The following is a 14,486-nucleotide window of genomic DNA, read 5'->3' on the forward strand; positions in this document are numbered from 1 at the left end:
CGGACGAATCATGGCGGAAGATGAGATCGTCGTCCGATTAACTGATGTAAGCAAGATTTATCCCCTGCCTTCCGGAGATGTGGTCGCTCTTGACCATCTCTCTCTTACTATTAAGAAAGGGGAATTTGTTGCGATAATCGGGCCATCCGGGTCTGGGAAATCAACCCTACTTAACCAGCTCGGGTGTCTTGATGTGCCAACGTATGGTGACCTTGAAATTGGGGGAAAATTGGTCCGGGATATGACCGATTATGAATTGACCGATCTTCGTCTGGTTACCATTGGATTCATTTTCCAGAAATTCAACCTTCTTCCTCTTCTTTCTGCATATGAAAATGTGGAATACCCATACACACTTAAGTATCGCAAAAAAGACACGTCAGGAAGAGTAGCCAAACTTCTTGCAATGGTCGGAATCAATGAGGATCGTGCCAAACATAAACCTCCTGAACTATCCGGTGGTCAGCAGCAACGGGTTGCCATTGCCAGAGCCCTCGTTAATAATCCAAAGATACTTCTCTGCGATGAACCAACCGGGAACCTTGATTCCAAGACTGGAGTTCTGGTAATGAGTATGCTCAGAAAACTCAATGAAAAAGGAAAAACCCTGATCATTGTAACTCATGACCCGACAATTGCTGAACAGGCAGATCGGATAGTTACCATCAGAGATGGGAGAGTTGTGTAGCAATGAAAGATATCATCTTTGCAATGGCTTTGAGAAATGTGAAAATTAACTATCTCAGATCCATCCTTGCTGCATTAGGAATTACAATAGGAATCATATCCATCGCATCAATGGGTATGTTGGGGACAAATATGACCTATTCTGTAAAGGATTCCCTTTCGTCAATGGCTGATAAACTTACCGTTAATCCATATAGTGGAAAAGGCGGAGGAGGTGGTGCTCCTGGTGGTGGTGGAACTACTGACAATCTTACAAAAGCCCAGTATAAAAATATCTTGAAAGTAGCTGATCAATATGGGTATGCATATGGAGTTCACTCAATACGTGCCAAAGTACAGAAAGGCAAGGATGAGTGGAGTACAACTATTTACGGCCTTGAAACCCCGGCTATGAAGAGGGTTCTGGAAAATATATCTGAAGGCGGATATCCCAGCAGTGATGGCTCGGTTTTAATTGGTGCTACCTTCGCTTCTGATAATAATCTTGAGCCCGGAAGCAAATTTACGGTTTCTGGTCAGGGGTTAAAGGTCGCCGGAGTCATCGCATCCCGTGGAATGTCCATGGATCTGAACACAGACAGTGCTGTGGTAATGACAAAATCAAAATATGAGTCGATGTTCGGTGCTACTGATGAGTACAACCAGGTTAATATTATCCTTGATAATATCGATGAGGCATCAGAAGCAGTGAATGCGATAGATAAACAGATGAACCGCAGAGAAGAGGTTGTAAGAGTTCAGGATAGCAGCCGCTTTGTGACGATGATATCCTCATCAGTTACTACGATTACCAGTTTTGCCTCCCTCATTGCTGGGATTTCATTACTAGTGGCCGCGGTTTCCATCTTCAACATCATGATGATGTCAGTGACTGAACGTATCAGAGAGATCGGTGTTCTGCGTAGTATCGGTACTCAGAAGAAAGAGATCCTCAGAATTTTTCTCTATGAGGCCACACTAATTGGAGTGCTTGGAGCATTAGCAGGGATGACCTTCAGTCTGATTATAGGATATGTATTTATTCAGGTTATGGTGGGTAATACTAAGTACTTCTTCACGGTTGACAGTCTGATTCACCTTCCCTATGCAATGGCTATTGGCCTGGTTATCTGCATTATATCTGGTATATATCCGGCATGGAGAGGTGCAAATATGGATCCGATTGAAGCACTACGGGCAGATTAACTCATAATAATTGTTGATATCATGAATTCTCATAAATTTTTTTTAGGGCTTCTTCTCATTACTGCTATAACTTTCAGTTGTGTCAATGCAGATGTGGATTCAGTTTCAGGAACCTTGTCAAATACTTTGCAACCTTCTGGCACTATCTCCCATCTTAATGGAGAAAAAAACCTGTCTTCGGATCAGAACAGAGAAGCCACCCTGTCATCTCAATCTGGTTCCTCTTCCCAGGAGAATGATAGTTCTGCAATACCCGGAAGTACACGAACAACCGTAACTCGCCTTACTGGTGGCCAAATGAACCCTTCGTCAGGCCAGGTTGTAAGTGATGTTCCAACATCTTTAACCACACCTACTCAAGGGTTTTTGACAGGTACTCAAATCGGTCCTGGTTCGGGCAGTCCTAGTCCCGTGCCTTCTCCGGTCATGAGTGATGTTCCAACATCTTTAACCACACCTACTCAAGGATTTCTGAATGGCACACACTTTGGTCCTGGTTCGGGCAGTCCTAGTCCCGTGCCTTCCCCGGTTATGAGTAATGTTCCAACTCCTATGACAACTCCTTCACAAGGGTTTCAGAATAGTACTCATATAGATCCCGGTTCGGGCAGTTCTGGTCCTGTTCCTTCCCCGGTTATGAGTGATGTACCGACTCCCACGGCAACACCTACTCAAGGGTTTTCAACAGGTACTCACTTTGGTCCTGGTTCGGGCAGTCCTAGTCCTGTTCCTACCCCGGTCATGAGTGATGTTCCAACTCCAATTGCAACACCTTCACAAAGGCTTCAGAATGAAACTCATTTCGGTCCTGGTTCGGGCACTCACATATCTGTTCCTTCACCGGTCATGAGTGATATTCCTACTCCAATTACAACACCTTCTCAAGGATTTCTGAATGGCACACACTTTGGTCCTGGTTCGGGCAGTCCTAGTCCTGTTCCTTCTCCGGCTATGAGTGATGTACCCACTCCATTGGTTACCCCAATATCTGGTCAACCCAATGATCCTTACCAGGGTCCGGGTTTGAATCCAATAAACCCAATTCCGACTCCAACCTTCACTCAACCTATGAATCCTGGTGAACCATTTTCCCCTGAATATCCTGACGGCAGATTTCATCCAGGCCCGGTACCGACAGTCTCCCTCGTTACAATAACTGTTACCCCAACCCCGGAACAATGGTATGGTGAGCCGACACATGTCCCTGGTGACAATGATCCTGATCCTATCATGTCAGATATTCTGCTTCACAGAGGGGATCCCAACTATTATTATGGCAGATACTCGAATCCGGATCCTGGCCATTACCGGTACGAATCAAGCCCCTTGTATGCACCCAGGTATGATCGGGATAATGGGGCGATTCAGGTGATCAGCACCCCGACCGATGCAACTGTGTACCTGAACAATAATTACGAAGGAAGAACACCGTCATCTGGATATTTGGGAATTTCAAGTCTGACACCAGGAAGTTATCAGATCACGATCTCCAGCGTTGGTTATTATGATTATACCTCTGTAATAACAGTGTACCGAAATGAGATTGTGACAGTTAATGCGGCTTTGGAACCTGTGGTCTCTGGTTCATCGTCATCCAGGACAGATGGAGGAACACTTGATGTTCAGTCCAGCCCAACCGGTGCTGGTGTCCTTCTCAACAATGTGTACCGGGGGAGCAGTCCGCTGAACCTCCAAAGTGTCAGTCCTGGTGAGTATAATCTCACTATCTTTAAAGATGGATACATCTGGTATGCACGTGACATCTCGATCACTTCAGGTCAGACCACAGCGATCTCTGCTGTGCTGACTCCCCAGGATCCTGCACCATCTGATCAAAGCCCCATCCAGTCAACAGAGACAGTTGTCCCAGTCGCGACGAAGTCACCACTACCAATAGGGATTCTCTTCATATCCCTGATTGTTGGTGGATTCTGTGCAAGTAGAAGGTTATAATCTGTACTGAGAGTTCGGTGTAACAAACTCTTTCTCTTTTTTTCAATTTAATAAATTAAACTCGTTTTGAGTCTCTCTCCCTTCTCGTTATCATCTGTAAATTGAAAGACTGCGACTAACTTTTTAATACAATTTCCTACCGGCAGGTTGTGCCCTTCAACTCTACCAATTGCTGATTGTTAATATCCTGCCTCCCTGATGTAATTCAGGTTGTCAGATTTTCCTGTTCATGTGCCGTATCCCAATAGTATGAGATGTACTCAGCAAACCTTGACAAGGATTTATTGTCTTGAGTTTAAAGGGGGCAGAGATGCCTGATTTTCCCTGCAATACTGGGGAGAAGGAGAATGTAGTTCTTCTCTCCTGCCTTGGAGAGCACCTGGGTGCATTCCTTCTTATTGGGATCTTTACAACCTGTGTCGATATCGGTCTGCTCTGGTTTCTCACTGAAAAGATAGGACTCTGGTATCTGGTATCAGCTACGGGCTCATACTGTACTGGTTCTTTACTAAGTTATTCCCTGAATAAATCACTGAACTATCGCAACCAGAGCAAGAATTATGTAAGACAGGGTTCATCGTTTCTGATCATTGCAGCAAGTAGTTTTTCCCTGAATCTTGCAGTCCTTTCCATAAGCGTTGAAATTTTTCAGGTTCATTATCTTATTGCCAAAGCAGGGGCGACTATCGTAGCGTTTCTGTGGAACTATTATGCACAGACAACTATAACGTTCAGAATCTGGAAGTAATATCAAATTATCTCTCATTTTAGGTTTCTTTGGTAATCGTCCTTTATGAGGGGTAATCTATAGGTCACAGCCCGGTTAATCATTGGGTACTATGTCTGATCAACTGCTGCCATACCTGGAGGCGGCCTACGCTCTTGTGAATGGTGGCATCTTTCTCCTCTACGGGTATGATAAGGTGCAGGCACGACGTGATAGATGGAGGATTTCAGAGAAGAACCTCCTGATTGGATCTCTCTTCGGTCCTTTTGGTGCCTTTCTGGCGATTCAGATCTTTAGACATAAAACCCAGAAGATGCGATTTTCTCTTCTGGTTCCAATAATCATGATCCTTCATGTGATTCTGATCACGCTGTTCCTGACCCGGGGATGGTAAGTGACGTCTGAACAGAATTTATTCCAACTGATCTTCTCTAGTGCTGTTAGCCATATGTTGGTGAACTCTACAGATCCTGGTGTTCTTTGGTGATCGAACTTCTTGCTCCGGCTGGTACAGCAGAGGCATGCCGGGTTGCAATTGCAGCAGGTGCAGATGCGGTATATCTTGGTGGTAGTAGATTTGGTGCCCGCCACTTTGCAGGTAACTTTGATGATCAGGCCCTTGAAAATGCAGTAAAATATGCTCATCTCCGGGGAGTGAAGGTCTATGTCACAGTAAACACATTAGTTCATGATAAAGAACTTATCCAGGTTGTCAGATATCTGGAATATCTCTGCTCCATCGGTGTTGATGCGATTCTCATCCAGGATCTGGGGATACTCTCCATTGCATCAAACCTATTTTCCGATCTTTCCAGAGTTCCGGCACTCCATGCCTCAACCCAGATGGCTGTTCACAACCGGGAAGGGGCCCGATATGCCCTCGAGAAGGGATGTACCCGCATTGTTCTGGCACGGGAACTACCGGCGCAGGAGGTCAGGGATATTGCAGAATCTCTGAAAGAGACTGGTGGGGAGGTTGAGATATTCGGGCATGGAGCTCTCTGTTATGCCTACTCCGGTCAGTGCCTGCTTTCCGCCGTCATAGGTGGGAGGAGTGGAAACCGGGGAATGTGTGCCCAACCCTGCAGAAAACCATATCAAATTATCAGGGGGACCCGCGGTAAATATGGGAAACTGATAAAACCAAGGCCGGTTGATCTTCCTGATCAGTATCTGCTTTCAACCCGTGATCTCTCCGTGTATCCGGTTCTTAATTCAGTTTCCTCATTACCTATTGCAGCACTAAAGATCGAAGGCCGCATGAGATCTCCTTCATACGGAGCAACAGTAGTGTCGGTCTACCGTCGTGCCCTTGATGCCCTCATGTCAGGCACGTTTTCTCCGTCATCTGAAGACGAGAATGATCTGGCCCTGGTCTTCTCACGCGGATTTACAACTGGGTATCTGAATGATGAGACCTGTGAGACTGTGATGGGTAGGAACCTTCCTGGAAAAAGAGGCCTTTTTGTCGGAACTGTCACGGGTCTGACAAATGATGGGCTGTTGAGTGTGAAACCGGCAGGTGACCTGGTTCCCGAACGAGGCGATGGTCTGGTCTGTATCAGCAGAACCAGTGAACAGGGTTTTGTGCTTCGTCATGATCCTTTCATCAGAAATGGGCAGTTATTTCTGGACTCAAATTTCTCCTGTCATCGTGGTGATCATATCTATCTCACCAGCAGGGGAAGAACCACAAAACTTCTGGAACATCTCACGACTAATCCTGATTCTTTGTATCATGGTTCTATAGATCTATCTCTTGAGATCAACATCTCGACTGATGGAGTGGTTGATATATCCGGAGAGATTGATACAAGAAAAAAGATCCATCTTCCCTTCATATTCAGAGCCCAGGCCCGATTCAGCCCTGCACGCTCACGTCCCCTGAGTTCAGATCAGATCAGTGATGCAATCAAAAAAACCGGAGGTACTCTTTTTACGATGAAACAACTGAATATCTCCTGCCCCGATGGTTTGTTTGCACCGGTTTCTATGCTCAATGGAATCCGAAGGGAGATTCTGGAGTTTGCAGAAGCAACCATCATACAATCATACATTCCTGCATCAGAAACCACACAAATTGTAAAAAAACGTGCAAATTTGTGTATTACTAAACTGGATTCAGAACCCGTATTTCAGTCTTGTTGCGATGAGATGCAACTTGTAATACTGGTATCAGATCCGGTATCAGCCCTTTCAGCTGTGGAAGCAGGGGCTTTCAGAGTATATATTGAGTGGTATCCTCCCCGTGATACGGTTGGATCTTCGGATCACCTTGAGACAATACTTGCTCTTTTTACTAAGAGCCCCTCACTAACTGATGTAATCGGTATAAAACTGCCAAAGATTCTTCTCCGCTCTGAAATGGATCATCTCATCGAGGTACTACCACGAATGAAAAAGGCAGGTGTGAAATATATGATGGTGGACGGGATAGGAGTCGCCGAAACGATACTGGCCTCTGCCCCTGATATACAGATCAGTGGATACAGCGGACTCAACATCACGAACCATTGTTCACTTGCCGTTCATATAAATTTTGAGTTCTGTACTCTCTCCTGTGAATTGTCAGGAGATGAGGTGAGAGAGACTCTTGAAAAGGCAGACTTTTCAGATCATTCGCCTTCTGTTGCTGTCATGGTTCAGGGTTTGATTGAAGCTATGATCACCGAGGATCAACCCGGCGGACCGATTTTATCTGGAGACCCAGAGATTGGATCTGCACTCCGGGATCAGAAAGGTCAGGAATTTCCTATCGTGATTGATTCAAGTGGAAGAACGCACATCTTTAACTCAGCAGAAACTTCTCTCATTGATAATCTGAAAACCCTTAAAGATGTCGGGGTCAAATTCGGGGTGATCGATGCGAGGTGGCGGGGGTCAGAGTATGCATGGGAGATGACCTCACTATGGTCTGATGCCGTCAGAAATCCACATCTGAACCAAGAAGAATTAAACACACGTAAAGATGCCATAAGAGCGTGTGCATGGGGTGTGCTCACAACTGCAACCTGGAAACGTGGGTTATGCAGGGGTGACTCCTGACTGAACAAGCTACCGATTTTAGGATTACATTTTGTCTGTGTCTCTGTCAGTAGTTCCTCTCTCTAATTGGAGATCCTGTCGTGCAGCAAAGAAGAATTGTTGGGCATATCCGGCGTAATCCCCAAAGTAATCTCTGCAAAAATCAGCGATATCATCGTACGAACATTTTTTCCTGTTACACTTCCGTTCTCTGACCTCTGGATAGAGATGGGTAATGATGTTCCTGATCCAGACATCAACCGGTACAACCTCATACCGGTTATACGCAAAGAGGAGAACACAGTCTGCAACTTTCGGCCCGACACCCGGTAATTTCATCAGCTCCTGTTTTGCATCGTACATGGAACATATGGCGATACGTGACAGAAAATCCGGGTCTTTGATTATGTATTGTGCTGTTCCTACAAGGTAGGGTGCACGATAGCCGGTGCAGCAGGCCCTGAGTTCATCCTCCATTCTTTCTGCCAGGTCGGCAGGTGATGGAAAACTGAACCTGCTGTCTCCAAGTGGATGTCCATACCGTTCACAGATCAGAGAGATCCTTTTTGTTATAGTAGGGATGTTCGAATTCTGTGAACAGATAAAACTGATTAGGCACTCCCATGGATCCTGTCTGATGATCCGAAGACCGGCACCCGCAGATGCTGCTGTCTCAAAATGCTGATCTGTCTTCCTTCTTGTTTCACCAGAGTATACTGCTATTGATCTTCTAATCTGACTGATGATTTTCTGAACGTTGAGATCCAGGGTAAAGTACCTGACCAGGTCTGCCTCATCCATTCCGTCATATGTGAGAATCGGTCCATCCTGACTGATTGTCACTACTCTTCCTGCGACAACACCGTTCCATGTGTTCTTGATGCGTTGCCACCTGAAGACCTGCCCACAATCAAGTGTGAGATCCAGATCAAATGGAAGTTGGTCTCTCCTGATATTGTAGGTCTTCATAATCTGCATAGGTTCACTCTGCCTGATATCAGTTCTCTAACCTGCTCCATTCTGGCAATTGGAACGATAGAGCCAAATAGTTCTGCACAAATACGGATAAATATTGATAATGTGCGGAATTCTGGTGATACAACGATGAGGTTCATGATCTGGATCCTGGGGATGGCACTTCTTTTGTCTCTTGCTACCATGTGTACTGTTGCAGATAACTATACTTCAGCGGTCCTGCCAGCAGGAAACGTCTCAGCCACGCTGGCAGCACCCCCAAGTGTAGCAGGTACAGGCACTGATTACAACTCTGGCATGGTTGAACTGCAGACCGGTTGGAACCTGGTCGGAATTCCCCGCAGACTCTCTGAAGATAAGAACTCTGCATCCCTCTTTGCTCATGTTGATTCCGCAGGGCGAAGTATATGGACGTATGATCCAGTAGGCAAGGGATGGAAGGACCTCACCGCACAGGACAAACTTTCACCGCTTGACGGGTACTTTATCTACTCTGCAAAACCTGACAAAATAACTCTCTCGTACTCGGTTGATCCCCTTCAGGTCCCCCCGGTAAAGGATCTTCAGACCGGTTGGAACCTTGTCGGATTCTCAGGTGCTTCAGATGCTTCGGCACGGGATTCCCTCCTCTCTATCAGGAAGACCTGGACTCAGGTTATCGGCTGGGATCCGGCAAAGCAGCAGACTGAAGATTCTATCATCAATGGAGGCAATGATACTCATGCCGACTCACGGATGATGGTTCCAATGCGTGCATACTGGGTGTATGCCGACTCTCCATGTAGTCTGGCCAGTATTGGTGCCTGATCTCATCTCCTTTATTCATCCTCTGCTTTGGCTGAAAAATCTGGATCAGATCGATATCTGCTTTGTGCAAAGAGATATCAAGGCCGGAAGAGCAAGGTATGATGAGTATCAGGTGAATATCTGTGAAAACTGGCTGCAGGCATATTTTTCTTTTTCTCCTAATATTTGCACTTTCTATCGGGATGGGAAGTGCCGCGAATATTACAACTGACCTAAATTATCCCGAGTACTGGATCAAGGAAGCGGTTGGTCAATACTCACTCGGTCACTTTGATCGTGCTCTCACCCTTCTTGACAATGCAGTCTCTCAGGATCCAACACTTGCAAGTGCCTGGATGTGGCGAAGCAAAACCCTCATTGAGCTTGGCCGGACAAAGGAAGCCCAGGAGAGTCTAGCAAAGGCAAAAGAACTCGATCCTCTTATAGACAATCCCTATCTCAAAAAGGTTGGATCACTAGCAAACCTGAAGGTGACTCCGGTCCCGACAGCAAGACCGACTGATAGTGAGGATCAACTCAAGAAGATGATCCAGTCTGATGTCAATATGACAAACAGTCCTGATCCGACCGGTCCGGATATGGTATTATATGATCTTCAGGCCGCAGTGAACCCGGTTACCCAGCAGGTGGAGATAACAGCAGTCATTGGTAATGAAGGAGTGAAACCGACCAGTAACTTCTTCATCTCATTCTATGGCTCTTACAGTACGCCTGTCTCATCTGAAGACTCTCCAATAGGATTCTACCTGGTGGATAACCTCCTCCCGGGAACCAAGAAGACTATCGCCGGGTACTTCCCGATAGCAGAAATTCCGTCCGGAGACTATTACATCGGTGGATACATCGATCCGAACCGCCAGATCAGGGAGATCAGCAAAGATAACAATGGAAAAACCGCAGCGGCAAAGGTGAATATCCCTGAAGTGAATACCAGCACCGGTACCCAGCGTGGCAGTATCCAGCTGGCTGTGCCAGTCACGCCGGTTGTTGAACCGATCTCCACAAAGCGGGCAGACCTTGTACTCGATTCAGTATCTGGTCCGGCAACTGCAATACTGGGTGAAGAGATCTCCATCAATACAACAGTCCGTAATGCTGGTGATGCTGATGCCGAAAAGTTCAGGGTTTCGGTCTACCTCTCCAGGGACAAAACGGTATCAGATGATGATATCGAGCTCGGGTACGGGGATATTCCTGATCTCGCTGTTGGTAAGGCACGTCAGGGCACTGCGATAGTAACCATACCCCTGAATGTGGCAGCAGGTTCATATTATCTGGTGGGGCTTGCGGATAGCCAAACCAGAATCCGGGAGAACGATAAAACAAATAATGCCCACTCGGCAGACTCTCTGATCACCATCACGAAACCCTCTGTTCCGGGTTATGAACAAACATCCTCACCTGCTCCCACACCATCTCAGACTCCTTCCCCGGTTCTGGTCACGCCAAAAGTGACTGCTACTCCGGTAGTGTCACCGGTGTTGACTCTGACTCCAACCCCGGACCCAAAACCGGTTACAGTGCTTACAACTCCTGTCCAGACATCAGAGCCGGTGATGACCGTCGAATCCACACCAGAACCATCTACCGAATCGGTTATCTCTAAACTTCCTGACCTGGTTGTTGATGCAGTTACAGTTCCGGAAACAGCAACCCCTGGTGAGGAGATCCAGATCAATACTACTGTCCGTAATACCGGCGATGGTGACGCCGGGACATTCAGGTTAACTGTGTTCCTCTCCACCGATGGAACTGTATCTGATGATGATATCGAATTAGGATTCGGTGATGTGCCTGATCTTGCGGCTGGTAAAGCTCGCCAGGGTAAAGCGGCGGCAACGATTCCTCAAAATATCACTCCGGGTTCATACTACGTTGTTGCATTGGCAGACAGCCAGACTGCTGTCACAGAGAGTGATAAGACGAACAACTCCCATGCTATTGACTCTCCGATCACTATCATGGCTACACCTGTTGTCACACAGACTTCAATCCAACCCCGAACTGGTACTCCTGTATCTACAACAACTCTGACACAGACACCTACACCAACTGCAACACCAACACCTGTACCTACTACTATAATTCCCACCCCAACGCCTGTGGTTACTGAAGTTCCTACACCGGTACCAACGACAATTGCACCAAATCCAATCCCAACGGTCAAAGCGACACCGGTGCCTACCGCGATTCAGACCGCTGTACCAACAAGCATTACATCAGCACCCACAGCAATACCAACTACATCTGCTGCATCAAAGCAGGTCACTTCAAATCTCTCTACGCAACTTCTTCCAGATCTGGTGGTAAAGGTCAGGTCATCAGGAACCTCCGGAACACCTGGTGGTAGCTTCAAAGCCACCACCACACTACAAAATGCAGGAAAAGCTGATGCAGGAGCATTTGATGTCTCTCTCTACCTCTCCTCTGATAAAGAATTCAACCCGCAGACAAGTTATCTGGTCGGTAAAGGCAGGATTGATAGTCTCGCATCAGGAAAACAGATGGTAAGTGATACTGAGGTTCCAATCCCTGCATCGCTTACCCCGGGAAGTTATTACTTTGTAATCTTTGCAGACTCTTCAACCGAGTTACCTGATACGAACCGCGATAATAATATTGCAACAGGAAAAAGTCCGGTTGTGGTGAAATAAACAGGAGCCGTGCTTTTTCCTTTATATCTTTACCACATATTTATTGATTCGTTAATCCGGATGCATTGGATTATTCCTATCTGTAATTATTTCTCCACTATCATCATGAACTCAAATCCCAACTCCCTTTTTCGTGAAGGAAAAAAAGTCTGGCACACAGGTAATCTCCAGCAGGCCGCTGATCTCTTCTTTGATGTACTCGAAGTGGATGATCAGTATCATCTGGCCTGGAACGCACTAGGGGTGGTCTATTCGCAGGCAGGAGAATATGAAGATGCTGATACCTGTTTTAAAAATGCTCTTCTGCTGGCTCCTGATAATCCTGTGTATCTCCAAAATAGGGGGAGAAACAACCGGAAACTCAAAATTCTCTGGGAGCTGAAGTCGGAGAATATGAAGAAGCCAGCAAAGATTTCACGTATGTATTATATCGTCGGGTTCGCGGTTCTGGCTCTTATTGTTGGAGTAACGTTGTTTTTACTGCTGATTCATTAGGTTATCGTCTGTACCTCTCTTATTTGTATCCTCTCTACTCTCTCCTGATTCATCCGGATAGTTCAGAGAATATAGTGAAAACTTTGATGCGGATTAGGTAACTTCAACCTGAATGATGAGTGAGGAAAAGGAATTTTCCGCTGGGTATCGGTGGCTGAAATGTGATCTTCACACTCATACCCCCGCTTCCTGTGACACTCCTGAAATGAAAGGGGTTTCAGAGTCTGAATGGCTCTGTGCCTATATGAAACAACAGATCGATCTTGTTGCCATTACTGATCATAACACCGGCAGGTGGATTGATCCGCTGAAACAAGCCTATTCAACATTGAAACATGACAAGATCCCTTCATTTCGTCCATTAATTCTCATCCCTGGTGTTGAGATTACCACAGCAGATGGCATACACATCCTGGCTTTGTTTGATCCTTCAGTAACAACGTCATTTGTCGAGAATTTTCTAACCAATATTGGATCACCTGCAGATGCGAGGGGTGATTCATCATGTACTGCAGCGGTTGGGGCTCTTGCTCTCATCAGTCGTATCATAACAAGTGGCGGAGTAGCGATCCCTGCACATATCGATCGGAGACGCGGGAAAGGACTGCTACACCTTGAATCTGAACTACTCTTCCCTATAGTAGAGTCATCAAGTATCAGGGTTGTTGAGTCTCTCACTGACGGACATGGGTGGCCTACAGGTAGAAGATCCTGGGGGGTTATTGCAGGATCTGATTCGCATACACTCTCCTCAGAAGATCCATACTCCCGGTTTCCAGGTTGCATCTATACCATGCTCTATACGAAACCGGGATCCCTGAAGAATCTGGTTCAGGCATGTGCTCATCCAGACCGGACGCGGAGGGTCATACCTGATCATTATCTCGAATAGACGATAATCTGCAGGTTTTTGTATGTCTATGTTACCATTGTTCTGGAAATAATTATGGTTTTTACAGGCTGATATCAAGAGCCTTCCTGATTGCATCAGCATTCATTCCGGTCATCAGCCTTCCACCATACAATAGTTGAATGGCATCTTTATCCAGATCAGATAGCATTGCTGAAGAGTTTGCCCGGGTGTAAAAGAAACTGTCCGGTTCAGTACTTGTCTCTCCGTGAAGCCCAAGGTTCCATAGTAGAGATTTCGTGATAAAATATCTTCGATCTTTTCCTTCAAGCCCATCCCAGAGGTAGACATATCCAGGTGCCAGGATACCTACCAATCTACCGCTCTTGTCTTTGAGAAGTTCTTCGGATGAGGATTTGTACTTGTCTTTTTTGTAATTATCGAGAAACTGACGGGTTGTGATCTTTATCTGATAATAGTGGTATGGGATCTTCTCATAATTGTTCTTTAATTCCCCTTTGAGTACTGACTCATCTTCAAACTGTGTTGTAGTTGAAAGATTATTGAATGCCCGCGCAAATGCAATGGTTGTATTAATATCATCACTGGTGTATTCTTCGTCAAACCAGAACATGTAATCAAGATCGGTCTGAAGAAGAGTAATATTTGCATTGTCCCGTCCGAACAAAATCGCAATCATATGATCGGAGATTTTATCTTTGGTGTCCGTGTCGTTCCTGTTCTTGAGCAGATACTCATCAGACTGCAGGTCACCTCTGATGTAGAGAACATGAGGGGTTGAGATACCGAGCGTAATACCCGGGCCTGCTTTAAGAATCTGATCTCCTGCTCCTGAGTTTATCTGAATTTTTTTCAGCAGTTCAGGGGAGACCACTTTGATCTCATAGAGAGCATCCGACTCATTCCTGAATATTATTCCTGTTGATGAAATGGTATCAGATAAAACTGAGTTTTCGTATAAAGTGCTAATTTCCGGTGAAATATTTGTATCCCCTGTACCAACTCCTGCCACTCCGAAACACAACAGAAGGATAAAGCAGCAGTGAACCGGGAGTTGGTAATTCCTCATACAAGAACTGTTTCATGAATCCATATAAAATTTGTTTAA

General features: G+C 45.9%; 12 protein-coding genes. 10 read left to right on the forward strand and 2 right to left on the reverse strand.

Annotation, left to right across the window (positions count from 1 at the left end; translation table 11 throughout):
• Window positions 1–10: 10 nt before the first annotated feature.
• From ACHZA2_RS15315 to ACHZA2_RS15340, 6 genes are all read left to right on the forward strand, one after another.
• Window positions 11–688: an ABC transporter ATP-binding protein gene (locus ACHZA2_RS15315; protein ID WP_319538020.1), complete on the forward strand. Its 678-nt coding sequence runs from the start codon at window positions 11–13 to the stop codon at window positions 686–688.
• A gap of 2 nt (window positions 689–690) precedes the next feature.
• Window positions 691–1,872: an FtsX-like permease family protein gene (locus ACHZA2_RS15320; RefSeq protein WP_319580421.1), complete on the forward strand. Its 1,182-nt coding sequence runs from the start codon at window positions 691–693 to the stop codon at window positions 1,870–1,872.
• Between the two features lie 531 nt (window positions 1,873–2,403).
• Complete coding sequence (locus tag ACHZA2_RS15325; protein ID WP_319580422.1) at window positions 2,404–3,825, forward strand: PEGA domain-containing protein; 1,422 nt, start codon at window positions 2,404–2,406, stop codon at window positions 3,823–3,825.
• A 310-nt stretch (window positions 3,826–4,135) separates the two neighbouring features.
• A complete protein-coding gene (locus ACHZA2_RS15330) occupies window positions 4,136–4,573 on the forward strand; it encodes a GtrA family protein (protein ID WP_319580423.1) in 438 nt (145 codons plus the stop codon).
• Between the two features lie 91 nt (window positions 4,574–4,664).
• The gene (locus ACHZA2_RS15335) at window positions 4,665–4,946 is read left to right on the forward strand and encodes a DUF1294 domain-containing protein (protein WP_319580424.1); all 282 of its coding nucleotides are present in this window, start codon (window positions 4,665–4,667) and stop codon (window positions 4,944–4,946) included.
• A gap of 89 nt (window positions 4,947–5,035) precedes the next feature.
• A complete protein-coding gene (locus ACHZA2_RS15340; protein ID WP_319580425.1) occupies window positions 5,036–7,597 on the forward strand; it encodes a U32 family peptidase in 2,562 nt (853 codons plus the stop codon).
• A gap of 24 nt (window positions 7,598–7,621) precedes the next feature.
• Here ACHZA2_RS15340 and ACHZA2_RS15345 read toward each other — a convergent pair whose 3' ends face one another.
• Window positions 7,622–8,545 carry a DNA glycosylase gene (locus tag ACHZA2_RS15345; RefSeq protein WP_319580426.1) on the reverse strand — a complete coding sequence of 308 codons (924 nt, stop codon included), beginning with the start codon at window positions 8,543–8,545 and terminating at the stop codon, window positions 7,622–7,624.
• 144 nt (window positions 8,546–8,689) lie between these two features.
• Between ACHZA2_RS15345 and ACHZA2_RS15350 the strand changes: the two genes are divergently transcribed.
• The 4 genes from ACHZA2_RS15350 to ACHZA2_RS15365 all read left to right on the forward strand — a co-directional run bounded on the left by ACHZA2_RS15350 (window position 8,690) and on the right by ACHZA2_RS15365 (window position 13,399).
• A complete protein-coding gene (locus ACHZA2_RS15350) occupies window positions 8,690–9,358 on the forward strand; it encodes a hypothetical protein (protein ID WP_319580427.1) in 669 nt (222 codons plus the stop codon).
• A gap of 122 nt (window positions 9,359–9,480) precedes the next feature.
• Window positions 9,481–12,012 (forward strand): CARDB domain-containing protein, encoded by a 2,532-nt coding sequence (locus tag ACHZA2_RS15355; protein ID WP_319580428.1) that lies wholly within the window; start codon window positions 9,481–9,483, stop codon window positions 12,010–12,012.
• A 105-nt stretch (window positions 12,013–12,117) separates the two neighbouring features.
• On the forward strand, window positions 12,118–12,507 hold the full coding sequence (locus tag ACHZA2_RS15360; protein WP_319580429.1) for a tetratricopeptide repeat protein: 390 nt from the start codon (window positions 12,118–12,120) through the stop codon (window positions 12,505–12,507).
• 112 nt (window positions 12,508–12,619) lie between these two features.
• On the forward strand, window positions 12,620–13,399 hold the full coding sequence (locus tag ACHZA2_RS15365; RefSeq protein ID WP_394698602.1) for a PHP domain-containing protein: 780 nt from the start codon (window positions 12,620–12,622) through the stop codon (window positions 13,397–13,399).
• 61 nt (window positions 13,400–13,460) lie between these two features.
• On the opposite strand, the gene ACHZA2_RS15370 is transcribed toward ACHZA2_RS15365, so the two are convergent.
• A complete protein-coding gene (locus tag ACHZA2_RS15370; protein ID WP_319580431.1) occupies window positions 13,461–14,447 on the reverse strand; it encodes a hypothetical protein in 987 nt (328 codons plus the stop codon).
• Window positions 14,448–14,486: the final 39 nt, after the last annotated feature.

The sequence above is a fragment of the uncultured Methanospirillum sp. genome, from assembly GCF_963668415.2.
In the GTDB taxonomy this organism is placed as follows: domain Archaea; phylum Halobacteriota; class Methanomicrobia; order Methanomicrobiales; family Methanospirillaceae; genus Methanospirillum.

Coding starts and splice junctions, on each gene's coding strand:
- ACHZA2_RS15315 (WP_319538020.1), top strand. CDS start 11: ATGGCGGAAGATGAGATCGTCGTCCGATTAACTGATGTAAGCAAGATT.
- ACHZA2_RS15320 (WP_319580421.1), top strand. CDS start 691: ATGAAAGATATCATCTTTGCAATGGCTTTGAGAAATGTGAAAATTAAC.
- ACHZA2_RS15325 (WP_319580422.1), top strand. CDS start 2,404: ATGAGTAATGTTCCAACTCCTATGACAACTCCTTCACAAGGGTTTCAG.
- ACHZA2_RS15330 (WP_319580423.1), top strand. CDS start 4,136: ATGCCTGATTTTCCCTGCAATACTGGGGAGAAGGAGAATGTAGTTCTT.
- ACHZA2_RS15335 (WP_319580424.1), top strand. CDS start 4,665: ATGTCTGATCAACTGCTGCCATACCTGGAGGCGGCCTACGCTCTTGTG.
- ACHZA2_RS15345 (WP_319580426.1), bottom strand. CDS start 8,545: ATGAAGACCTACAATATCAGGAGAGACCAACTTCCATTTGATCTGGAT.
- ACHZA2_RS15350 (WP_319580427.1), top strand. CDS start 8,690: ATGATCTGGATCCTGGGGATGGCACTTCTTTTGTCTCTTGCTACCATG.
- ACHZA2_RS15360 (WP_319580429.1), top strand. CDS start 12,118: ATGAACTCAAATCCCAACTCCCTTTTTCGTGAAGGAAAAAAAGTCTGG.
- ACHZA2_RS15365 (WP_394698602.1), top strand. CDS start 12,620: ATGATGAGTGAGGAAAAGGAATTTTCCGCTGGGTATCGGTGGCTGAAA.
- ACHZA2_RS15370 (WP_319580431.1), bottom strand. CDS start 14,447: ATGAGGAATTACCAACTCCCGGTTCACTGCTGCTTTATCCTTCTGTTG.